This is a genomic window from Streptosporangium heterodermiicola, assembly GCF_051390675.1.
Classification (GTDB): Bacteria; Actinomycetota; Actinomycetes; order Streptosporangiales; family Streptosporangiaceae; genus Streptosporangium.
Map to the genome: position 1 here is coordinate 23,853 of NZ_JBPJSR010000023.1, position 20,251 is coordinate 44,103.

At 72.8% G+C, this 20,251-nt stretch carries 15 protein-coding genes; 6 read left to right on the forward strand and 9 right to left on the reverse strand.

Features of this window, described 5'->3' with window-relative positions; genetic code table 11:
• The first annotated feature begins 131 nt into the window (after positions 1–131).
• The gene (locus ACSC1Q_RS35175) at positions 132–1,601 is read left to right on the forward strand and encodes a salicylate synthase (RefSeq protein ID WP_436763040.1); all 1,470 of its coding nucleotides are present in this window, start codon (positions 132–134) and stop codon (positions 1,599–1,601) included.
• 285 nt (positions 1,602–1,886) lie between these two features.
• Here ACSC1Q_RS35175 and ACSC1Q_RS35180 read toward each other — a convergent pair whose 3' ends face one another.
• A complete protein-coding gene (locus ACSC1Q_RS35180; RefSeq protein ID WP_436763041.1) occupies positions 1,887–3,458 on the reverse strand; it encodes a (2,3-dihydroxybenzoyl)adenylate synthase in 1,572 nt (523 codons plus the stop codon).
• 5 nt (positions 3,459–3,463) lie between these two features.
• Entirely contained in the window at positions 3,464–3,871 is a 408-nt protein-coding gene (gene panD / locus ACSC1Q_RS35185; protein WP_436763042.1) for an aspartate 1-decarboxylase, read from the reverse strand.
• A gap of 78 nt (positions 3,872–3,949) precedes the next feature.
• On the opposite strand from panD, the gene entS reads away from it, so the two are divergent.
• The gene (gene entS / locus ACSC1Q_RS35190; RefSeq protein WP_436763043.1) at positions 3,950–5,206 is read left to right on the forward strand and encodes an enterobactin transporter EntS; all 1,257 of its coding nucleotides are present in this window, start codon (positions 3,950–3,952) and stop codon (positions 5,204–5,206) included.
• Positions 5,207–5,391: 185 nt separating this feature from the next.
• Positions 5,392–5,802, forward strand: coding sequence for a hypothetical protein (locus tag ACSC1Q_RS35195; protein ID WP_436763044.1), 411 nt, complete (start codon positions 5,392–5,394; stop codon positions 5,800–5,802).
• 70 nt (positions 5,803–5,872) lie between these two features.
• Here ACSC1Q_RS35195 and ACSC1Q_RS35200 read toward each other — a convergent pair whose 3' ends face one another.
• The 5 genes from ACSC1Q_RS35200 to ACSC1Q_RS35220 form a co-directional block, all read right to left on the reverse strand.
• Positions 5,873–6,673: a hypothetical protein gene (locus ACSC1Q_RS35200; protein ID WP_436763045.1), complete on the reverse strand. Its 801-nt coding sequence runs from the start codon at positions 6,671–6,673 to the stop codon at positions 5,873–5,875.
• A gap of 146 nt (positions 6,674–6,819) precedes the next feature.
• Positions 6,820–7,239: a hypothetical protein gene (locus ACSC1Q_RS35205; RefSeq protein WP_436763046.1), complete on the reverse strand. Its 420-nt coding sequence runs from the start codon at positions 7,237–7,239 to the stop codon at positions 6,820–6,822.
• A gap of 1,134 nt (positions 7,240–8,373) precedes the next feature.
• Positions 8,374–11,985 carry a non-ribosomal peptide synthetase gene (locus ACSC1Q_RS35210; RefSeq protein ID WP_436763047.1) on the reverse strand — a complete coding sequence of 1,204 codons (3,612 nt, stop codon included), beginning with the start codon at positions 11,983–11,985 and terminating at the stop codon, positions 8,374–8,376.
• Between the two features lie 144 nt (positions 11,986–12,129).
• Complete coding sequence (locus ACSC1Q_RS35215) at positions 12,130–13,158, reverse strand: FecCD family ABC transporter permease (protein WP_436763048.1); 1,029 nt, start codon at positions 13,156–13,158, stop codon at positions 12,130–12,132.
• Positions 13,155–14,174: a FecCD family ABC transporter permease gene (locus ACSC1Q_RS35220; protein WP_436763049.1), complete on the reverse strand. Its 1,020-nt coding sequence runs from the start codon at positions 14,172–14,174 to the stop codon at positions 13,155–13,157. Before ACSC1Q_RS35220 ends, ACSC1Q_RS35215 begins: the two co-directional genes overlap by 4 nt.
• 291 nt (positions 14,175–14,465) lie before the next feature.
• Between ACSC1Q_RS35220 and ACSC1Q_RS35225 the strand changes: the two genes are divergently transcribed.
• The 3 genes from ACSC1Q_RS35225 (at position 14,466) to ACSC1Q_RS35235 (ending at position 16,543) form a co-directional block, all read left to right on the forward strand.
• Positions 14,466–14,930 (forward strand): nuclear transport factor 2 family protein, encoded by a 465-nt coding sequence (locus ACSC1Q_RS35225; protein ID WP_436763050.1) that lies wholly within the window; start codon positions 14,466–14,468, stop codon positions 14,928–14,930.
• Positions 14,931–15,149: 219 nt separating this feature from the next.
• Complete coding sequence (locus ACSC1Q_RS35230; protein WP_436763051.1) at positions 15,150–15,830, forward strand: pyridoxamine 5'-phosphate oxidase family protein; 681 nt, start codon at positions 15,150–15,152, stop codon at positions 15,828–15,830.
• 71 nt (positions 15,831–15,901) lie between these two features.
• Positions 15,902–16,543, forward strand: a complete 642-nt coding sequence (locus ACSC1Q_RS35235) for a response regulator (RefSeq protein WP_350974286.1) — start codon at positions 15,902–15,904, stop codon at positions 16,541–16,543.
• 83 nt (positions 16,544–16,626) lie between these two features.
• Here the strand turns inward: ACSC1Q_RS35235 and ACSC1Q_RS35240 are convergent, their stop codons facing one another.
• Both ACSC1Q_RS35240 and ACSC1Q_RS35245 read right to left on the reverse strand, forming a co-directional pair.
• The gene (locus ACSC1Q_RS35240) at positions 16,627–18,354 is read right to left on the reverse strand and encodes a sensor histidine kinase (protein WP_436763052.1); all 1,728 of its coding nucleotides are present in this window, start codon (positions 18,352–18,354) and stop codon (positions 16,627–16,629) included.
• Between the two features lie 73 nt (positions 18,355–18,427).
• Positions 18,428–20,251, reverse strand: a complete 1,824-nt coding sequence (locus tag ACSC1Q_RS35245) for a hypothetical protein (protein ID WP_436763053.1) — start codon at positions 20,249–20,251, stop codon at positions 18,428–18,430.

Sequence of the window (20,251 nt, forward strand, 5' to 3'; positions counted from 1 at the left end):
CTTCCTTCGGGGCCGAAGTCGGGCACTCTGTCCCGATCAAGACTTAGGTTAGCCTTGCCTCTTAAATCGACACAAGGTTAGCCTTACCTAAATTGATCGGTATTGTCCGGTTTCGCAGAGGGGTGGGTTCGTTGTCCTTTGGTGTCCGCACGGACGAGATGCGCACGGAGATAGCGGTCGAGGGCGCGGTCGACCCGTTGCGTCTGGTCACCCTCCTGGCGGGGTCCGGGCTGTTCGACGACTACACCGTGTACGAGCGACCGGGCCTGTGGACCTTCGCGGGCGGAGTGGCGGGCGAGGTGATCCTCGAACCCGGAGTCGTGCGCAGCCGCTGGCTGGACGGGGCCGCCCTGTCCGCCGCGACCTCGGTGGACTCGCTGGAGTCCCTGGAGTCGCTCGCCTCGCTCGACTCGCTCAACGCGTCTCACTCGCTCAACGCGTCGCACTCGCTCGGCTCGGTGAACGCGCTCGGCTCGGTGAACGCGCTCGGCTCGGTGAACGCGGTGGACGAGCCGTGGTCCGGCCGTCCGGCCGAGGCGCTGGAGGCCGCGTTGCGGGCCGCCCCGTGGCCGGTCTGGAACGCCTACGGCTGGATCGCGTTCGAGTTCGCCGCGCTCACCCCGGCGGGCAGGCTCGCCCACCTGGTCGTACCGCGCACCGAGGTACGCGTCGAGGCGGGACGCGCGCTGGTGACGAGCGTGAACGCCGCCGAGGCCGAGCGGGTCGCCGAGCTGCTGTCCGGCCGGGGCGTCCCCAGGAAACCCGCACCGGCGCCGTCACCGGTCGACGTGCGCCCCGGCGGCGACCTCTACCGGTCGCGGGTCGCCCAGGCGATCTCCGAGATCGACGCCGGGCTCTACGAGAAGGTCATCGTCTCCCGGCGGCTGCCGATCCCGTTCCCCGTCGACGTCGTCGCGACGTACGCGTGCGGCCGGGCCGCCAACACCCCGGCCCGCTCCTTCCTCCTCGACCTGGACGGCTTCCAGGCCGCCGGGTTCAGTCCCGAGGTGCTGGTGAGCGTCGACGAGCACGGCACGGTGATGACCCAGCCGCTCGCCGGCACCCGGGCCTTCGGCCGGGGCGAGGAGGTGGACTCGGAGACCCGCCGCGAGCTGGAGAACGACCCCAAGGAGATCTTCGAGCACGCGGTCTCCGTACGCGCCTCGCAGGACGAGCTGTACCGGGTGTGCGCGCCCGGCACGGTCCGGGTCACCGGTTTCATGACGGTGAAGGAGCGCGGCAGCGTGCAGCACCTGGGATCGAGCGTGAGCGGCGAGCTGCCCCCCGGCCGCACCGGCTGGGACGCGCTCGACGCGCTCTTCCCCGGCGTTACCGCCTCCGGCATCCCCAAGGCGGGCGCGATCGACGCGATCGCCCGGCTGGAGGAGCCCAGGGGCCTGTACGCCGGAGCCGTCCTCGCCGTCTCCCAGGACGGCGCGATGGACGCAGCCCTGGTGCTGCGCGCCATCTACAGCGAGAACGGCCGGGCCTGGCTGCGGGCCGGCGCCGGAATCGTGTCCGGCTCGACGCCCGAGCGGGAGTACGAGGAGACCTGCGAGAAGCTCTCCAGCATCGCGCCGTACGTGGTCCCGCGCACCTGAGGGCCGAGCCCCAAGGCTACGAGGTCTTGAGGCTCTGAGCCCCGGAGAGAACACCACCCCACCGTCCGCCCTCACGCGCCTTCCCCGCGCGTGAGGGCGCCGGTGTCTCACACCGCGCTCACGAGGTGCCCGCGAGGTGCTCACGAAGTGCCCGGGAACCGCGTGCCCTCCGCGCGGGGACGCGCGGCACCCGCCGCCACGCGCGGGAGGCCCGCGGGGGCGTACGGCATCATCCACCGCGGCACCCGCGAGCCTCTCGTGCGTGAGCCTCGCGCGTGAAGGCGCTCAGCGCAGGCTCGCGGCGAGCTCCTTCTTGCTGATCTTGCCGACCGGTGTGCGGGGGAAGGTCTCGACCAGCTCGACGCGGTCGGGCCACTTGTAGCCCGCCACGCCGCGCTCCTTGAGGAACCGCTTGATCTCCCTGAGGGTCGGCGCCTGGTCCCGGACGATCAGGAAGGCGCAGGTCCGCTCCCCCATCACCGGGTCGGGGGTGCCGACCACGGCGGCGTCGTGCACCGCCGGGTGGGCCAGCAGGTGGTTCTCCAGCTCCTCGGCGGAGATCTTGTCGCCGCCCCGGTTGATCTGGTCCTTGTCGCGGCCCTCCACGACGAGGTGGCCGGAGGGGAGCTCCCGCACCAGGTCCCCGGTCCGGTAGAAGCCGTCGGGGGTGAAGGACCGCGCGTTGTGCTCCGGCGCGCGGTAGTAACCGCGCAGGGTGTACGGACCTCGGGTGAGCAGCTCGCCGACCTCGCCGGGAGCGACCTCGGCACCGTCGGAGTCGACGACGAGGATCTCGTCGGCCGGGGACAGCGGCCTGCCCTGCGTGGTGTCGACCAGCTCGCGGGGGTCGTCCAGCCGGGTGTAGTTGAGCAGCCCCTCGGCCATGCCCAGCACCTGCTGCACCGCGCAGCCCAGCACGCCGGGAACCTGCGCGGCCCGCTCGGCGGCGAACTTGGCCCCGCCCACCTGCAGCAGCCGGAGCGACGACAGGTCCTCCTCCGACCAGGACGCCGCCTCCAGCCAGAGCAGCGCGATGGGCGGCACCACCGCGCACACCGTCGCGCGTTCCCGCTCGATGAGGGGGAACGCCTCGTCGGGTGACCCGGAGGGCGACAGGACGACGGTGCCGCCCTTGGCGAACACCCCCAGCACCCCCGGGCAGGCGAGCGCGAAGTTGTGCGCGACCGGGAGCACCACGAGGTAGACCGTCTCGCGGTCGAAACCGCAGACCTCGGCGCTGGCCTCCAGGTTGTACACGTAGTCGCGGTGGGTGCGCGGGATCAGCTTCGGCAGCCCGGTGGTGCCGCCGGAGAGCAGGAACACCCCCACGTCGGCCGGATCCGGCCGCTCGTAGACCACGGAACCGGGGTCGGGGTCGAGGTCCGCGAGGGCGGTGAACTCCTGGGCGTCCCCGTCCACCACGACGTGCTCCACGGCCAGCGAGCGGGCCAGGTCGCGGTAGTCGAACCCGCCGTACACGTCGGGGATGACGTACGCCCTCGCCTCGCTCAGCTCGCACAGGTAGCCGATCTCACTGCTGCGGTGCGCGGGCAGGGCGAGCACCGGGGCGGCGCCGATCCTGACCAGGGCGAGGAAGACGACGACGAAGGAGGCGGTGTTGGGCAGCTGCACCACGACGCGGTCGCCGCGCCGGATGCCCAGCCGCGCGAAACCGGCGGCGGCGCGCTCGGCGCGGCTGTCCAGCTCGGCGTAGGTCAGCCGCTCGTCCCCGGCCACGAGCGCGGTCCGCCCGGGGTCGCCCCCGCGCAGCACGTCACCGAGCAGCCGGTCGCTCCAGTAGCCCTCGGCCAGGTAGCGCGCCGCGAACTCCTCCGGCCAGGGGGTGAATCCCTCCACGGCTCTCACCGCCCCGCGATCTGGGCCACCGCGCCCGCGACCGGCTCGGCCGGGTCGGTGCCGAGCGCGACGACGCGGTTGGCACCGTCCACGTGGACGACGCTGGGCAGGTGTGCCTCCGCCTCCGCGTCGTCGAAGTTCCCGTACGAGATGATGATGACCAGATGTCCGGGGTGGACCAGGTGGGCCGCCGCGCCGTTGACGCCGATGACCCCGCTGCCCGCCTCACCGGTGATCGCGTAGGTGACCAGGCGGGCGCCGTTGTCGATGTCGACGACGTGGACCTGCTCGCCCTCGACGATGTTGGCGGCGGCCATCAGCTCGGCGTCGATCGTCAGGGAACCCACGTAGTGCAGGTCCGCTTGGGTCACGGTGGCACGGTGGATTTTTCCGTTCATAAGGACCCGCTGCACTGGTCTGTCCTCTTTCCCTGAGGTCAACTAAGGTAAGCCTCACCTTATCCACTCTGCCTGTCGAGGAGAACCCCGAAGATGCTGCGCCGTCTGGCCATGGACATCAGCCCGCTCCGGACCAGCAGGGCCTTCCGTGACGTGTTCGTGGCGCGCACCGTGTCGGTCTTCGGCATCGGCATGCTGATGGTCGCGGTGCCCGTGCAGGTCTACGCGATGACCGGTTCGACCGTGCACGTCGGCGCGGTCTCCTCGGCCGAGGGGTTCGCGCTGCTCGCGGGGTTCCTGTGGGGCGGCGTGCTGGCCGACCGGCACGACCGGCGCCGGTTGATGCTGGTCGCGCGCACCGCGGCCGGGCTCGGCTTCGCGCTGCTGACGCTGAACGCCTTCCTGCCCTCCCCCTCGCTGGCGGCGATCTACGTGCTCGCCGCCTGGGACGGGCTGGCGACCGGCGTCAGCGTCACCGCGCTGCTGGCCGCGACCCCCGCCCTCGTCCCCCCGGACAAGCTGGTCGCGGCGGGCGCGATCAACGCGCTGACCGTACGGCTCGGCTCGATGCTCTCCCCCGCGCTCGGCGGCCTGACCGTGTCGGCGTTCGGCGTCGGCTGGAACTACGCGGCCGCGGCCGCGGGAACGCTCGCCACCCTCGGCCTGCTGACGAGGCTGCCCGCCCTGGAACCGGTCGCCCAGGTCACCGAGAACCCGCTGCGGGCGATCGCCTCGGGACTGCGGTTCGTGGCCTCGCACCGCGTGGTCGGCTCGCTCATGCTGCTCGGCCTGCTGTACATGGTGGCGGGCGGCATCCCGGTGCTCATGCCCGCGTTCGCGACCCTGCGGCTGGGCGGCGGCCCGGCCACGATCGGCCTGCTCTACGCCGCGCCCGCCTGCGGCGCGGTGCTCGGCTCGGTCACCAGCGGCTGGGCCGGGCGCTCGCGCGCGCCGGGCAGGGCTCTGCTCGTCGCGTCGGTCTGCGGCTTCGCGCTCCTCGCCTGCCTCGGGCTCGCGACCCATCCCGCGCTCGCCGTCGCGATCCTCTTCGGCTACGGCCTCGTCGCGTCCATCGAGGAGATCCTGCGCTACGGCCTCATCCAGGCGCACACCCCCGACGGCTACCTCGGCCGGGTGAACGCGCTGTGGGCCGCCCAGGAGACCGGCGGCGAGGCCGTCGGCGCGCTCGGCGCGGGCGCGCTCGGCCGCTACCTGGCGCCCGGCACCGCGATCGTCGTGTACGGCGCGGCCAGCGCCGCCCTCGCCCTGGCACTCGCCCTCACCCTCACCGGCCTGCGCGGCGCCACCCTGGCCGCCGAACCGCGGGACGCCGAGCCTCAGGAGGCCTGATCGATCCGGCGAAAGCGGCGAAGGCCGTGTGAGGAAACGGCTGGAAAAACGGCCGCCTCTGTCAGATGGTGAGGAGTGACAGCAAACCCGTCATACCCATGTCGACGTACGACCACCGGCGACGCCCGGCCGGCGAGCCATCGCCCGCCACGGGAGGAGTCCGGAGGAACGACGAGAGGAAGAACATGGCTCGGACGACCGTTGCCCTCCTGCTGCTCGCCGCCCTGACCGGCGGCACGTCACCGGCACAGTCGAGCCCGGCGTCGGCGGAGACGCGCGCCGTCGCGCCCGCGACGGTGCCGGCCGCCGCCCCGGCGGCGAACGCGGCCAAGCCGAACCTCCGCGCCTGCTACGACGGGAGGTGCAAGCTCACCCTCTCGAAGACGGCGCGGTTCAAGGTGAGCCCCCGGTTCGGCGTCACCCGGCTGTCCATCTCCTTCAACCGCGCCTCCGTGCGGGTGCGGGCCACCGGGCCCGGCGTGACCTCGCAGGCGGTGCTCGGCCTCCGCTCGACGGGGTCGGTCAACGGCATCGGCATACGAGTGGTGTCGCTCTCCCGCGCCAAGGCGGTACTGAGACTCGCCCCCACACGCTGACTCCCCGCCACCCCGGCTCTTTCGCGCCCCACGAGGGACCACGAGCCTCTCGTCATCGCCGCCGAGCGCTTCACGGCAGCGGCAGGAACTGGATCCTGATGTCCGCGTTGTAGGGGAGCACGAGGGTGCCGGAGGACGAGGTCCAGCGCCCGGGGACGAGGAAGAGCCGGCCGCCGGCCTCGGTCAGCAGTCGCATGCCACGGTAGCGGTACTTGAGTTTCCGCCCCTTCGGCCCGGGAAGCGGCTGCATCCTCACGGGGCCTGCCAGGATCTCCAGCCGTTCGGCGGTGTCGATGACCACTTCGGGATACGCCTCCAGCCTCTGCGTGATGCTCACCGCCCTGCCCACGCCGAAGGCCCAGGCGAAACTGTTGGTGGCCCAGACCGCACCCGCCATGATGAGCCCCGAAGTGGCGAGGATCGCCAGAATGTTCACCCAGCGCGGCCGGTTCCAGCTTTTGACCAGGACGTATCCGCCGTAGGCCGCCAGCAGGGCACCCATGCTGAGGGAGAGCGGGGTGACTCCGGCGGACTCCTCCCTCGCCACCTCCGGCACGACCACCCCGACCGCCGCGCGGACGATCAGCGCCACCCCGCCCGCCAGCGTGACGGCCCCGGCGGCCCGCAACAGCCGCGGCCGGCTCCCCGATTCGATCAACCGCAGGTGCAGCATGTGGATGCCGGCGAAGGCCAGGATGAGCAGGAGCACGGCGGCCAGGGGAAGCCAGATGGTCTCGGTGCCGTAGAGGATCAGCTCCTGCACGGTGAGGTCCATGGCTTCCAGGTCGATGCCGAAATACCAGAACCGTCCCCGGGTCGCCACGTAACCGTAGTAGATCATGAGCGCGGTGATGAGCGTGGTGGGCGCCACGATCTGGGCGATCTGGTTGAAGCGTTCCCAGGACGCCGGCCCGTCCGGCGGGGTTTCGCTCGCGGGGGCCTCTACAGGGGCCTCTACGGGGGGCCTCCGCCGGACGGGCCGGGAATCACCTCTGACGGTGCCGCGCCGCCTGCGGCTCACGACTCGCCCGATTGCGTGGCCTCCGAGGGGGGCGGCTCGGCCGGGTCCTCCGAGGCCGGAACCTCCGGGGCCGGGTCCTTCGAGGGCGGGTCCTCCGAGGTCGAGGTCTCCGGGGTTGGAGTCTCCGAGTCCGGGGCCTCGGAGGTCGTCGGCTCGGTCGGGGTCTCCGAGTCCCGGGGCTCGGGGGTGGGCGTCGGAGAAGGGGATTCCGGGGGCTCCTCCTCCTCGCTCTGGCTACGGAGTTCGTCGCAGGTCACGCCGGGATCCCTCGGGGTGGACTTGACGGGACGCGGCGCGGCGAGGCACACCCGCAGCCCGGCGACAAACGGTTTCTTGATGGCGGCCGGATGTTCGGCGGAGGGGTTCGCGGACTCGTCGAGCAGTTCGCAGAATGGGCCGCCTCCTTGGATGGCCACACAATCCGACTCCACTGTCATGGTGACGGTGCCGTAGTAATCCAAAGGTGCAACCTGCAGCAATTGCACCCAGAGTTCACAATATGCCCCTTCTTCCGTGGAGGGAGGGAGTTCCGCGCCCGCGCACGGTCCCAAACTCCGGCCCCCGTCCGACGTGGCCGCGCTCCCGCAGGACGAGCCGTTCGCGGGTGGGCCGAGAAAGAAGGCCTTCGGCGAGGAGGGGCGCTGACTGATCGCCACGCCGGTGATACGCACAGGCCGAGGATGCCGGCTGTTGCTCACGGCCAGGCATTGGGAGGACGGCGACAGTTCGAAGTCCCCGAATATCGCGGGGTACGAGCCGTCCAGGGTCGGCCCTCCCACCTCGTAGTATTTCTTCTTGTCCTCCTGATTACCGCCCCCCTCGCCCCCGTTCTGCCCGCCGCCCCCGTTCCGCCCCTGACCCTGGCCCCCGTTCTGGTCCTTGCCCTGCCCGCCGCCCCGTCCCCCGTTCCGCCCTTCGCCCTGTCCCTCGCCCTGTCCCTCGCCCTGTCCTTCGCCCTGTCCCCCGTTCTCCCGTGTCGACGTGGCGGTCTCGTTGGGGTCGTCCGGTGAAGCCCCCACGTTGGAGCCGCAGCCCGCGAGCAGGACCGCGGCAAGCACGAACTGGACCGTTCTCGCCGTAGGACATCGCAACATGATCTGCTCCTGCTGAATACGATGTGACCTCCAATCTGACGCACACGGCCGTGTTCGAGTACACGCGGTTATGACACGGAAATATAACCATTCGTTTTTGTTTTTCGGCGACAGATGGAAACCGGTCCGAGTACGGATTCCACAAAACGTCTTTCTTGATCAGTGATCATTGATCATTGGCCGGAGAGAAGGGAGCGGGGGCGGAGTACGTCAGAGTTGGGGCCCGCACTTTTGCCGTTTGAGCGTTTTGGCGCGGCTTTCGACGAGACCGAAACTCCATTGCGAATAAGGCCGGTGGCGGTGACGTTCCGGTCGCGGCACGGACCCGTGACGAAAGCCGGTTCTCGCAGCCGAAGGTACGCCGGCGTTCCGTCCCGGGTGCGGACGAGCCCGGCACCGGCGGAGACGCGGACGGCCGCGCTCCGCCGGGGACGTCACGGGCCGCCCCGGGTACCGCTAGCCGGGCTCCCCCGCGCCCAGGCGCTCGGTGAGCTCGTCCTCGGACATGCCCTCGACCATGAGCCAGATCCCGGCGACCGCCTCCAGCCTGCCGGGGGTCTCCTCCACCTCGGCGAACCGGTGGGCGACGCGTGACACGGTCCGCTCGGTGAACAGCGCCCGCAGCGGGAGCGAGGAGGCGTCGAGCGCCTCGCGCAGCCGCGCGATGACGGTGGTGGCCAGCACCGAGTCGCCACCGAGCGCGAAGATGTCGTCGTGCGCGCCGACCCTCGGCACGCCGAGCACCTGGCCGACGACCCGGGCCAGCACCCGCTCCAGCGCGCTGCCCGGGGCGGTGTAGGGCGCGCCCGTCTCCCCGGCCGCCGCGGCGACGAGGGCGGCGAGCGCCTTGCGGTCCACCTTGTTGTTCGCGGTGAGCGGCAGCGCGTCCAGGGTCACCAGCAGGTCGGGGACCATGTGCGGGGGCAGCAGCTCCCGTACGTGGGCGAGCAGCTCCTCCGTCCCGGTCTCCTCCGCCCCGGCCTCCCCCGCCTTCTCGGTGAGGACGACCGCGGCGGCCAGCCGCGAGTCGGCGAGCAGGCCGACGGCGCGGCGCACCCGGGGGTGGTTCTCCAGCGCGGTCTCGACCTCGCCGAGCTCGATCCGGAACCCGCGCACCTTCACCTGGTGGTCGCGCCGCCCGAGGAACTCCAGCGTCCCGTCGGGACGGTACCTGGCCATGTCCCCGGTCCGGTACCAGCGGGTGCCCTCGTGGACGACGAACCGGTCGGCGGTGCGCTCGGCGTCGCCGCAGTAGCCGTCCGCGACGCCCGCGCCGCCGATCCACAGCTCGCCCTGCGCCCAGTCGGGGCGGTCGCGCCCGGCCTCGTCCACGACCCGGCAGGCCACCCCGCGCAGCGGGACGCCGTACGGGACCGCCGTCCAGTCGGCGGGCACCTCGCCGTCGACCTCGATGACGGTCGAGTGGATGGCGGTCTCCGTCGTACCGCCGAGCGCGACGAACCTGGCCCCCGGCGAGCGTTCCCGCAGCAGCGCGGGCAGGTGCGTGCCGACCCAGTCGCCGCCGAGCAGGACCAGCCGCAGGCTGGGCGCGGGGCCCGTCCGCAACAGCATCTCCAGCACCGAGGGAACGCAGTTCAGCACGGTCACCGACCAGCGCTCGGCCAGTTCGGCCCAGCGGGTGGCGTCGCGCCGGTCGTCCTCCAGGGGGATCGCCACGGCGCCCCCGCGAGACCAGAGCGCGAACAGGTCGAACACCGACAGGTCGAAGTCGAGGGCCGACACGGCGAGCGACACGTCCGCCTCGCCGATCGAGAACCGTTCGACCAGGTCGCCGATCGTGTTCATCGCGGCCCGGTGCGAGACCTCGACGCCCTTGGGCTCCCCGGTGGAGCCCGAGGTGAACAGCACGTAGCCGACCTGGTCGGGGGGGACGGGCACCGGCCCGTCCAGCGGCGCGGGGTGCGTCACGGCCGAGGTGAGCGAGACCGCGACCCCGGCCGTCTTGAGGATCCTCTCCCGCCGGGCGGCGGGCTGTCCCGCCCCGACGGGCACGTACGCGGCCCCGGCCGCCAGCACGCCGAGCACCGCCACGGCCTGGTCGGGCCCCTTGGGCAGCTCGACGGAGACCCGGTCTCCGGGCCGTACCGCCAGCTCCACGAGATGGGCGGCGACGCGCAGGGCACGGTCGGCCAGTTCCCCATACGTGAGCGTGCCCTCGGTGCCGTCGTCGCCGGTGCCCCAGTGCAGCGCCGGGAGGCCGGGGGTGCTCCGGGCCCGCGCGAAGAACTCCTCGTGCAGCGTCCGCGCGGGCGGCGCCGGCTGGGCGTTGAGCTCGTGCCGCAGGCGCAGCTGGTGCGGCGAGGCGCCGATCCGCAGCGGTTCGGCCCAGTCGGCGTCCGCCGCGCCCAGGCGGGTGATCGCGCCCGTGTAGGCGGCGAACATCGCGTCGGCGACGCCCTCGGGGAACGCGGGGTCGCGCACGTCCCAGTTCAGCAGCAGCCCGCCGGAGACCTCGGTGACCTGGGCGTCGAGCAGCACCTGCGGACCCTGGGAGATGATCCACCCCGGCTCCCCGAAGCTGCGCCGCGCCCGGTCGCCGAACAGCTCGCCGAGATTGAGCGCGCTGGTGTAGACGATCGGCGCGAGCACCTGCTCGCCCCGCGCCCGCGACAGGTCGCGCAGCACCTCCAGGCCGGAGTAGTCGCTGTGCTCCCCGGCCGTGTGCAGCAGCGCCTGCAGCTCACGGGCGCGCTCGGTGAACGGCAGCTCCCGCGACAGGTCGGCCTCCAGCAGGATGGAACCGGTGAAGTCGCCGACCAGGGCGTCCACGTCGGGGTGGATCGGCTCGCGGTGGAACAGCGGCAGGTTCAGCAGGAAACGCGGGGTCGCCGACCAGGCGCCCATCACCTCGGCGAAGACGGCGGCGAGCGCCATCGCCGGGGTGACGCCCTCGCGGTGGGCGCGGGCGACCAGCCGCCGCCTGTCCTCGGGGGCGAGCCAGTGGTGCTTGCGGACGACCCGATCGCCCGGCTGCGGCACGACCGGCAGCTCGGGCGGCCCGGACAGCTCGCCGAGCCGCTCGCCCCACCAGCGCCGGTCGCGGGCGCGGGCCTCGGCGCGCGGGTCGGCGGCGAGATAGCGCGCGTAGCTGTAGCCGATCGGCGGCAGGCTCTCGCCCTCGTACAGCGCCGCGAGGTCGGCCAGCATCGTGCGGTAGCTCATCGCGTCGGCGGCGACCATGTCGACGTCCAGGTGCAGCCGAGCCGCGCCGGACGGCAGCAGGCTCAGCCGCGCGTCGAAGACCCGGCCCGTCTCGATGGGGAGCCGCTGGGTGGACATCTCGGCGCGCAGCCGCTCCAGCTCCTCGCCGGGATCCGGTACGGCGCGCAGGTCGTGCACCGTGACGGCCGGTCCCGGCCGCTCCGGCAGGACGCGCTGGGTGCCGTCGTCGGAGATCGCGGCCCGCAGCATCGGATGCCGCTCGACGAGCGCCACGACGGCCGCCTCCAGCCGGGCGGGGTCGATCTCGCGGCCGTCGAGTTCCACGTAGAGGTGCGCGGCGACGGAGCCGAGCGACTGGCCGGAGTCGCGGCCGATCCAGTAGGCGTGCTGCATGAGCGCGAGGGGGAACGGCCCGTCCGGCTCCACGGATACCCGTTCGGTACCGGGGCCGGTGCCCGGGGCGAAATCGGAACCGGACCCGAAACCAGAAACGGACCCGGAGCCGAAAACGGACCCAAAACCAGAACCAGAGCCGGAAACGGACCCGGACCCGGAGACAGGATCGGAGCCCGAGTCGCCGTCAGGGCCGGAGCCCGGAACAAGACCGGAGCCCGGAACGGATCCGGCGACAGGGCCGGGGCCTGGGCTCGGAACCGGCTGTGGCGCGAGGGCGCCGCGCTCGGTGAGCAGCTCCCACCACTCGGCCAGCGTGGGCCGCTTCGCGAGTTCGGCGAAACCGACCTCGACGCCGAGGCGGCGCAGGCGGCCGGTGAGCCCCATCAGCTGGATCGAGTCCATGCCCAGCTCGATGAGGTTGTCGTGCGCCTCTACCTGCTCCCCGAGCAGTTCTGTCAGCGAACGGTGCAGTTCTTCCCTGGTCAGCACAGAGCTCCCCTTAAGTCAGGTAAGGCTAACCTAATTTAGGAGCGTTCGGGCGTCAACGCGCGTCTCATGACATCTAAGGCGATCCCGGACACGCGGTCTCCTTCATCCGCTCGATCGCCACCGTCACCGCGAAACGCGGGTCCCTCACGCCCGCCCTCTCCTCCCCTCGGTCGACAGCAGCCAGACCAGGTAGACGCCGCCCAGCACCCCGGTGACCACGCCGACCGGCGGCGCGACCGGCAGGCGCAGCGTCACCAGGTCGCTGACGACGAGCAGCGCCGCGCCCATCAGCGCGGCCGGTACGAGCTGCGTACCGGGCCTGCCGGTGAACCCGCGCGCCAGCTGCGGCGCGGCCAGCGCGACGAACGGGACCGGCCCCACCGCCGCGGTCGCCACCGCCACCAGCGCCACCCCGACCACCACGAGCGCGGCCCGCGTCCGCTGCACCGGCACGCCGAGCGCCTGGGCCGCGTCGTCCCCGAGCTCGCCCATCCGCAGCCGCGTCCCGAAGGCCAGCGCGACCGGTACGAGCACGGCCATGGCCACGGCGAGCGGCCACGCGTGGTCCCAGCCCCTGCCGTTCAGGCTGCCGGTGAGCCAGAACGCCGCCTCGTACGCCTCGCGCAGCTCGGCGCGGGTGACGAGGTAGGCGTTGAACGCCTCCAGCATCGCGGCCGCGGCGACCCCGACCAGGACGAGCCGGTAGCCGTGCACCCCGCCCCGGTAGGCGACCAGGTAGACGGCGAGCGCGGTCAGCACCGCGCCGCCGACGGAGCTGGCCGCGATGGCGGCGGTGCCGCCGCCGACGACGAGGATCTGCAGCAGCGCGCCGGTGGCCGACCCCGTGGTGAACCCGATGATGTCGGGGCTGCCCAGCGGGTTGCGCGTGATGCTCTGGAAGATCGCCCCGCTCAGGCCGAGCGCCGCACCGGCGAGCAGGCCGGTGAGCGCCCTGGGCAGGCGCAACGTGAGCACGATGAACTCCGTGGCCCGGTCCCCCTGCCCGGTCAGCGCTCCCAGCACCTCGGCGGCGGAGACGGGGAAGTCACCGCTGCCGACCACGGACACGGCCGCCCCCAGCGCGACGGCCACCAGTACGACGCACGCCGCGGCGACGCGCGGCCGCCAGCGCAGGGACACCGTCCCGACGCGCAGGACACGACTCGTGCTCACAGCTGGGGAACCCTTCCGCGACGGACCATCAGTGCCAGGAGCGGAGCGCCCAGGAACGCGGTGACGATGCCCGTCTCCAGCTCGCCGGGCGCCGCGACCACCCGTCCCGCGACGTCGGCGGCGAGCGTCAGCACCGGCGCCAGCAGCAGCGAGTACGGGAGCACCCAGCGCTGGTCGGGCCCCACCAGTGCCCTGACCACGAAGGGCACCGCCAGCCCGACGAACGCGATCGGCCCCACCGCCGCCGTGGCGGCACCGCACAGCACCACGACCGCGAGCGCCCCCAGCGCGCGGGTCCGGCCCGGCCGGGCACCCAGCGCCCGCCCCGTGTCCTCTCCCAGGGCCAGGGCGTTGAGCGGGCGCGCCAGGCAGAGCGCCAGCACCGTCCCGGCCAGCAGGAACGGCCCGATCTGGACGAAGACGCCGAGGTCGCGCCCGGACAGCGAGCCCACCTGCCAGAAACGGAAGCTGTTGAAACTGCGCGGGCTGAGCAGCATCATCCCCGCCGTCAGCGAGCTGAACACCGCGTTGATCCCGGCACCCGCCAGGACCAGCCGCGCGGGGGTGGCGCCGGAACGGCCGCGCGACCCGATCAGGTAGACCAGCAGCGCGGCTCCGGCGGCCCCGAGGAACGCCGCCCACACGTAGACGAGGACGTCGTCCACCCGGAACAGGCCGATCACGGTCACGACCGCCATCGCGGCGCCGCCGTTGACGCCGAGCAGGCCGGGTTCGGCCAGGGGGTTGCGGGTCAGCGCCTGCATGAGCGCGCCCGCCAGGCCGAGCGCCGCCCCGACGGTCACCCCCAGCAGCGTGCGCGGCAGCCGCAGCTCCTGGACGATCAGGGCGTTCTCCGAACCGTCCGGGGAGAACACCCCGGACAGGGCCTGGTCCGGCGGGATCTGCTTGGCACCGATCACGATGCTCGCCAGCACGGCGAGCAGCAGCAGAGCACCGAGCAGGCCCAGACCGGCGAGCCGTTTGGGGAGGTACGCGCTCTTTGCGGGAGGAGACACGCGCTTCAAGTTAGCCTAACCTAACCGGGCTGGCGACGGACGGTCCCGGCGACGCCCGCCGATCCTGTCGTGCGCCCTCCCCTCCCCGGGACGCGCGGTCGCGCCCGGCCCGCGACGGCTCAAGGGAAGGGCGCCGCCACCTCAGGAAACCGTCAAACACGCGCGGCGGAATCCGTACGCGGACCGCCGGTTCCGTACCGTGCGCGAAGTGGCCCACCCGAAGCACGACCACCGAGGCGCCGACATCCTCCCCGAGGCCGAAGCCCGGGGTCCCCACGCTGGAGGTATCCGATGACACGTCCTCCGGTCCCGCCCTTCACGCCGGAGACCGCCGTCAGGAAGGTCCGGCTGGCGGAGGACGGCTGGAACACCCGCGACCCGGAGAAGGTGGCGCTGTCCTACACGACGGACTCGCACTGGAGGAACCGCGCGGAGTTCGTCGACGGGCGGGACGCGATCGTCGCGTTCCTCCGGCGCAAGTGGGACAGGGAGCTGGAGTACCGGCTCATCAAGGAGCTGTGGGCGTTCGACGGGAACCGCATCGCCGTGCGCTTCGCCTACGAGTGCCACGACGACTCCGGCAACTGGTTCCGCTCCTACGGCAACGAGAACTGGGAGTTCGACGAGGGAGGGCTGATGCGCGCGAGGCACGCGTCCATCAACGACCTTCCGATCGCGGAGGCGGACCGCCGGTACCACTGGCCCCTGGGACGCCGCCCCGACGACCATCCGGGACTGAGCGACCTGGGCTTCTAGGAACCTCCCAGGTCCTTCCGGGAGCCTTCCGGGCTTCCAGCGACCCTCCGGGGATCTCCCGGCGACCTACCGGAGACTTTCCAGCGACCCTCCGGCGACCCTCGGGGGACCTTCCGGGGACGGACGAAAGGCCCGCTTCCCAGGGACCTCGGCCTCTGCTCCCGGAGCCGTCGCCGGAGTGGGATGGAACCGTCCGCGCCCCCCTCGTTGGGAGATGTCATGATCGAACGCATAGCGACCCCCGGTGACCTGGGCAGGCGGGTGTCCCGGCTGCGCGAGTCCCTGGGCCTGAGCCGCGAGCAGCTGGCCGGCAGGGCCGGGGTCGACCTCGGGTACGTGGAGTACCTGGAGGAGAGCGCGGCCTCGCCGGCGGCGGAGACCGTGAGCCGTCTGGCCTCCGCCCTGGAGGTCGGCGTCGAGGAGTTGCTGGGCGCGACGGCGGACCTGCCGCCCGGTCGCGGCCGTCCCGCCGCCGGTCCCGTGCTGGAGAGGTTGACGGAGCGGGAGTGCCTGCGGCTGCTCTCCCCCGGCGGGGTGGGCCGGGTCGCCTTCAACGATCCCGGAGGACCGGCGATCCTGCCGGTCAACTACGTCCTGCGCGATGGCTCGATCGTCTTCCGTACCGCCTTCGGCGGGCCGCTCGACGAGGCCCTGCGCACGGGTGTCCGGGGCGTGGAGCTCAAGATCGGCTTCGAGGTCGACCGGATCGACGAGGCCGGTCGCGCGGGCTGGAGCGTGCTCGTCAGGGGCGGCGCCCACCACGTCTCCTCCGAGGAGGCCGAGGAGCACGCCGTCGCGGCGGCCTCCGGCGTCCAGCCCTGGGCGGGCGGCGACCGCGAGCTGTACGTCACGATCGTCCCCGCCGAGATCACCGGCCGCCGCATCCGGCACGCCCCCTGACCCCGTACGGAGGCGACACGAAGGACCTTGGTCCCTACCTGCGAGGTCACGGGAGGACTAGCGTTCGAGGCATGATTCGCGTGTTCCTGGTCGACGATCACGAAGTGGTACGGCGGGGCGTGGCCGCGCTGCTGGAGTCCGAGGGCGACATCGAGGTGATCGGCGAGGCGGGGACCGCCGAGTCCGCGGTGGCCCGCATCCCGGCGCTGCGGCCGGACGTCGCCGTCCTGGACGTGCGCCTGCCCGACGGCAGCGGGGTGGACGTGTGCCGGGAGGTCCGCTCCAGGGTGCCGGGGCTGGCCTGCCTGATGCTGACCTCCTTCGCCGACGACGACGCCCTGTTCAACGCGGTGATGGCCGGAGCGTCCGGCTACGTGCTCAAGCAGATCCACGGCTCGGACCTGGTCGGCGCCGTCCGTACGGTGGCGGGCGGCCAGTCGCTGCTGGACCCGCAGACGACCTCGGCCATGCTGGCGCGGCTGCGCGAGCAGGCCACCCGCAAGGATCCCCTGGAGGCGCTGACGGACCAGGAGCGGCAGATCCTGGAGCTGATCGGCGAGGGCCTGACCAACCGGCAGATCGGCGAGCGGATGCATCTCGCCGAGAAGACCGTGAAGAACTACGTCTCCAACCTGCTGGCCAAGCTCAGCATGGACCGCCGCACCCAGGCGGCCGCCCTCTCGGCCCGGCTGAAGGCCCAGCGGCGAAACTGACGGCGCCTCCTCCCCCAAGATGGTTCTCCCGACCGGCGGTGACTCCTTCCCGACCGGCAGAGCGGGACCGGGACCGCAGAAGGTCACCCGGGGGCCTGCGAGCCGTCCCCCTTCGGGTCGAGGGGGACGCTCCAGGTCAGGCGGGTGCCGCCCCGGGCCGGGGTCTCGGTGGTGAGGGAGCCGCCGAGGGTCTCGGCGCGTTCCTGGAGGTTGCGCAGCCCGCTGCGCCTGCCGTCGGCGGGGAGGCCGACGCCGTCGTCCGCCACGGTGAGGACGAACCGCTCCGCGCCGAGTTCCGCCGACACCTCCGCCCTGGAGGCCCTGGCGTGCCGCACCACGTTGGACAGCGCCTCGCGCAGCACCGCGGGCAGGTGCTCGGCGATCTCCGGGGGGACCCCGGTGTCCAGCCGTCCCTCCATGGTCAGGCCGGGCATGAAGCCGAGGTGGGCGCGCGCCCCCTCCACCAGGTCCACGATCTGGGCGCGCAGGCCGGCGTCGCCGTCGCCGGGGGCCTGCAGGGCGAAGATGGTCGAGCGGATCTGCCGGATGGTGCCGTCCAGCTCGTCGATCGCGGTGCGCAGCCGGCCCGCGGCCTCGGGCCGCTCGACGAGCCGTACCGTGCTCATCAGCGTCATGGCCACCGCGAACAGCCGCTGGATCACCACGTCGTGCAGGTCCTTGGCGATCCGGTCGCGGTCCTCCAGCAGCCCCAGCCGCTCGGCGTCCGTCCGCCGCTCCGCCAGCTCCAGGGCGATCGCGGCCTGGGCGGCGAAGGCGTGCAGGGTGCGTACCTCCGCCTGGTTGAACGGGACGCGGCCCTGGCGCTTGCCCAGCGACAGCACGCCCCGCACGCCCCCCGCCGCGCCGAACGGCACCGCGGCCACCGGGCCGAGCGAGACGTACTCGGCGATCACGATCGAGACCTCGGTCTCGGCCGGGTCGGTGACCATGACCGGCTCGCCGCCGGTGAACGCCAGGCCCGCCAGGGACCTGGCGATCGGGGCCTCCGCGTCCACCACCCGCTCGTGGTTCTCGCCGTCGGCGACGACCGCCCGCAGGACCCGGCCGCTCTCGTCCGGCAGCAGGACCGCCGCGATGTCGGCCCCGGCCATCTGCCGCGCCCGCCGCGCGATCAGCGTGAGCACCCGGCCGGGCTCGGCGCCCGACAGCAGGCTGGTGGTGACCTCCGCCGAGGCCTGCAGCCACATCTCCCTGCGCCGCGTCTCCTCGTACAGGCGGGCGTTCTCGATGGCGACGCCGGCCGCGGTGGCCAGCGCGGTCACGATCGCCTCGTCCTCCTCGTCGAACTCGCCGCCGCCGCGCTTCTCGGTGAGGTAGAGGTTGCCGAACACCTCCTCGCGCACCCGGACCGGCACCCCCAGGAACGACCCCATCGGCGGGTGGCCTGGCGGGAAGCCGTAGGACGCCTGGTGGTCGGAGATGCGGGCCAGCCGCAGGGTCCGCGGCTCCTTGATCAGCAGGCCGAGCAGGCCGAGGCCGTGCGGCCAGTGCTCGATGCCGGCGATCTCCTCCTCGCTCAGCCCCACCGGGACGAACTGGATGAGGGTGCTGTGGTCCCCGGCCACGCCCAGGGCCCCGTAGGTGGCGTCGACGAGGGTGGTGGCGGTCTCCACGATCCTGCGGAGCATGGTCTCCAGGTCCAGGTCGCTGCCCACCGCGACCACCGCGTCCAGCAGGGCGTGCACCCGGTCGCGGGTGGCCAGCACCGCCTCCAGGCGCTCCCGCAGCTCCTCCAGCAGCTCGTCCAGCCTCATGTGCGGGATCAACGGCCCTGACTCGCCCTTCGCCATGCCTCCGAGTCTCGCACCCTCGTACGCGCTCCCCGCCCGCCGGGGGTGAGCGCGTACGGCGTACGGCGGCCGGTCAGGAGGTGCGGAGGAAGGTGACGCGTTCGGCGGTCTCGATCATCTGGCGGGCGAAGGCGGCCGAGTCGAAGGTGGCGGGGGACACGTTCAGGGCCGTCGCCATCGCGGTCGCCAGGGCCGTGACGGGCACCGTCCCCGACGCGCCGAGCGGCTGGGACGGGATCGACGGGCCCGGTGAGCCGTCGGCGGCCCGCAGGGTCTTGCCGAACCGGCCCGCGAGCGGGCCCTCCGGCGGCGGTTCCACGCCGAAGTGCTGTTCCTCAGGGGCCTGGCGCAGGTCGAGGCGGCCCAGCACCCCGGTGAACAGGCAGAGCAGGACCGTCGGGGAGAGCCGTTCGAGCCGCAGCAGAGACAGCGGGGCGCTCTCGTCGGCCGAGGCGTACCCGTCGACGAGCAGCCCCGGATAGCCCGGTACGAGGTCGGAGCGGATCAGCGCCCCGGTGACCTCCGAGGTGTCCACCGGGGGCGGTCGCAGCCGGTCCCGGTCGGCGTCGGCCCTGGTGACCCGGCCGACGCTCGTCGCCCCGTCCAGCAGGTGGGCGATCCAGCGCGGGTCGAGCCGGAGGAACCTGATCGTCTCGACGGGCAGCAGCCGCTCGTCCGGCACGAGGTAGCGGTAGGGCACCCCGCGCAGCCGCGCGAGGTCGTCGAGGAAGGTCCTCACGTCGTCGGGCATCGTGTCGTCGATGTCCACGATGTCCAGCGGGTGGCCGGACGGCTCGTCGCGCCCGTCGGCCATCGCCCGCCGTCGTTTCCAGGAGTAGACGCTCCTCGCCACGGTGGTGTGCTGGAGCGTCAGCAGCCGCCCGAGCTGCCACGCGGCGGCGTAGCCGATGTCGAGCATCCCGGCCGACGGGTGGTAGCGCAGCAGCTCGTCCGGGGTGCGGACGCCGAAGCGCGTGTCGGCGCCGGAGCCACCGGTGTCGCCGGTGACGAACGGCCCCCGGTACCAGGACGCCGTCCGCCCGCCCTGCCGCAGCGTGTGCGCGACCGGCACGTACCCCTGCCGCAGGAACGGGTCGGCCGCGGGCTCCCCGCTGTCGGGCAGCCGGAAGGGCCGCCCCCCGTGGGCGAGCGCCCGGACCAGGTAGGGGAAGGTGTGCTCCTTCGACAGGGAGGAGAACCGCCAGGAGGCCAGCGTCACCAGGCGTACCAGCGCGCCGGGGGTGTCGGGGCCCGCGGCGAACCCCGAGGCGTCGTAGCGGCCCTCGACGGAGACCAGGTGGACGGTCGAGGAGACCCCGGGCGCGGGCAGCCGGTTGGCGATGACGACCGCGGTCTCGTCGCCGGCCCGGCGGACGTGCGCGAGCCGTCCCAGGTCGTCCGGGCCCGGCATGATCGAGACCAGCAGGGAGCGCGGCACGTCGATCACGTTCACCGGGTCGGACGCATGCTGCCCCCGTTCCAGCACCGGCGCCGGGATGGAGACCCCGCCGGAGGCGAGCGTCCCGAGCGTGACGGTCTTCTGCGGCGGCTGCTCGTCGCCGCCGAACACCAGCAGCGCCAGCCAGGGTGGCGGGACGGCGGAGGCGGCGCGCGCGCTCCGTTCCCACGGCAGCGTCGCCCGGCCGAGCACCACGTGGGGCAGCGCGTTGGAGTGCTCGCCGAGGCTCCCGTCCGGCGGGAACACCGACCGCACCGTGCCGGGCGGCAGCGTGAACCGGTCCCCGGACACGCTGAACGTCCGGGTCGTCTCGAAGGTGGTGGCGTCCACCCCGGTGGCCGGGGCGACGTTCCCCAGGTCCTGGACGACCTTGATCGTGTAGTCGCCCACCGGCAGGGACGGCCGCCGGTACGCCAGGAAGGTCAGGTCGTCAGCCAT

Coding starts and splice junctions, on each gene's coding strand:
- entS (WP_436763043.1), top strand. CDS start 3,950: ATGCTGCGCCGTCTGGCCATGGACATCAGCCCGCTCCGGACCAGCAGG.
- ACSC1Q_RS35230 (WP_436763051.1), top strand. CDS start 15,150: ATGATCGAACGCATAGCGACCCCCGGTGACCTGGGCAGGCGGGTGTCC.
- ACSC1Q_RS35225 (WP_436763050.1), top strand. CDS start 14,466: ATGACACGTCCTCCGGTCCCGCCCTTCACGCCGGAGACCGCCGTCAGG.
- ACSC1Q_RS35245 (WP_436763053.1), bottom strand. CDS start 20,251: ATGGCTGACGACCTGACCTTCCTGGCGTACCGGCGGCCGTCCCTGCCG.
- ACSC1Q_RS35240 (WP_436763052.1), bottom strand. CDS start 18,354: ATGGCGAAGGGCGAGTCAGGGCCGTTGATCCCGCACATGAGGCTGGAC.
- ACSC1Q_RS35195 (WP_436763044.1), top strand. CDS start 5,392: ATGGCTCGGACGACCGTTGCCCTCCTGCTGCTCGCCGCCCTGACCGGC.
- ACSC1Q_RS35235 (WP_350974286.1), top strand. CDS start 15,902: ATGATTCGCGTGTTCCTGGTCGACGATCACGAAGTGGTACGGCGGGGC.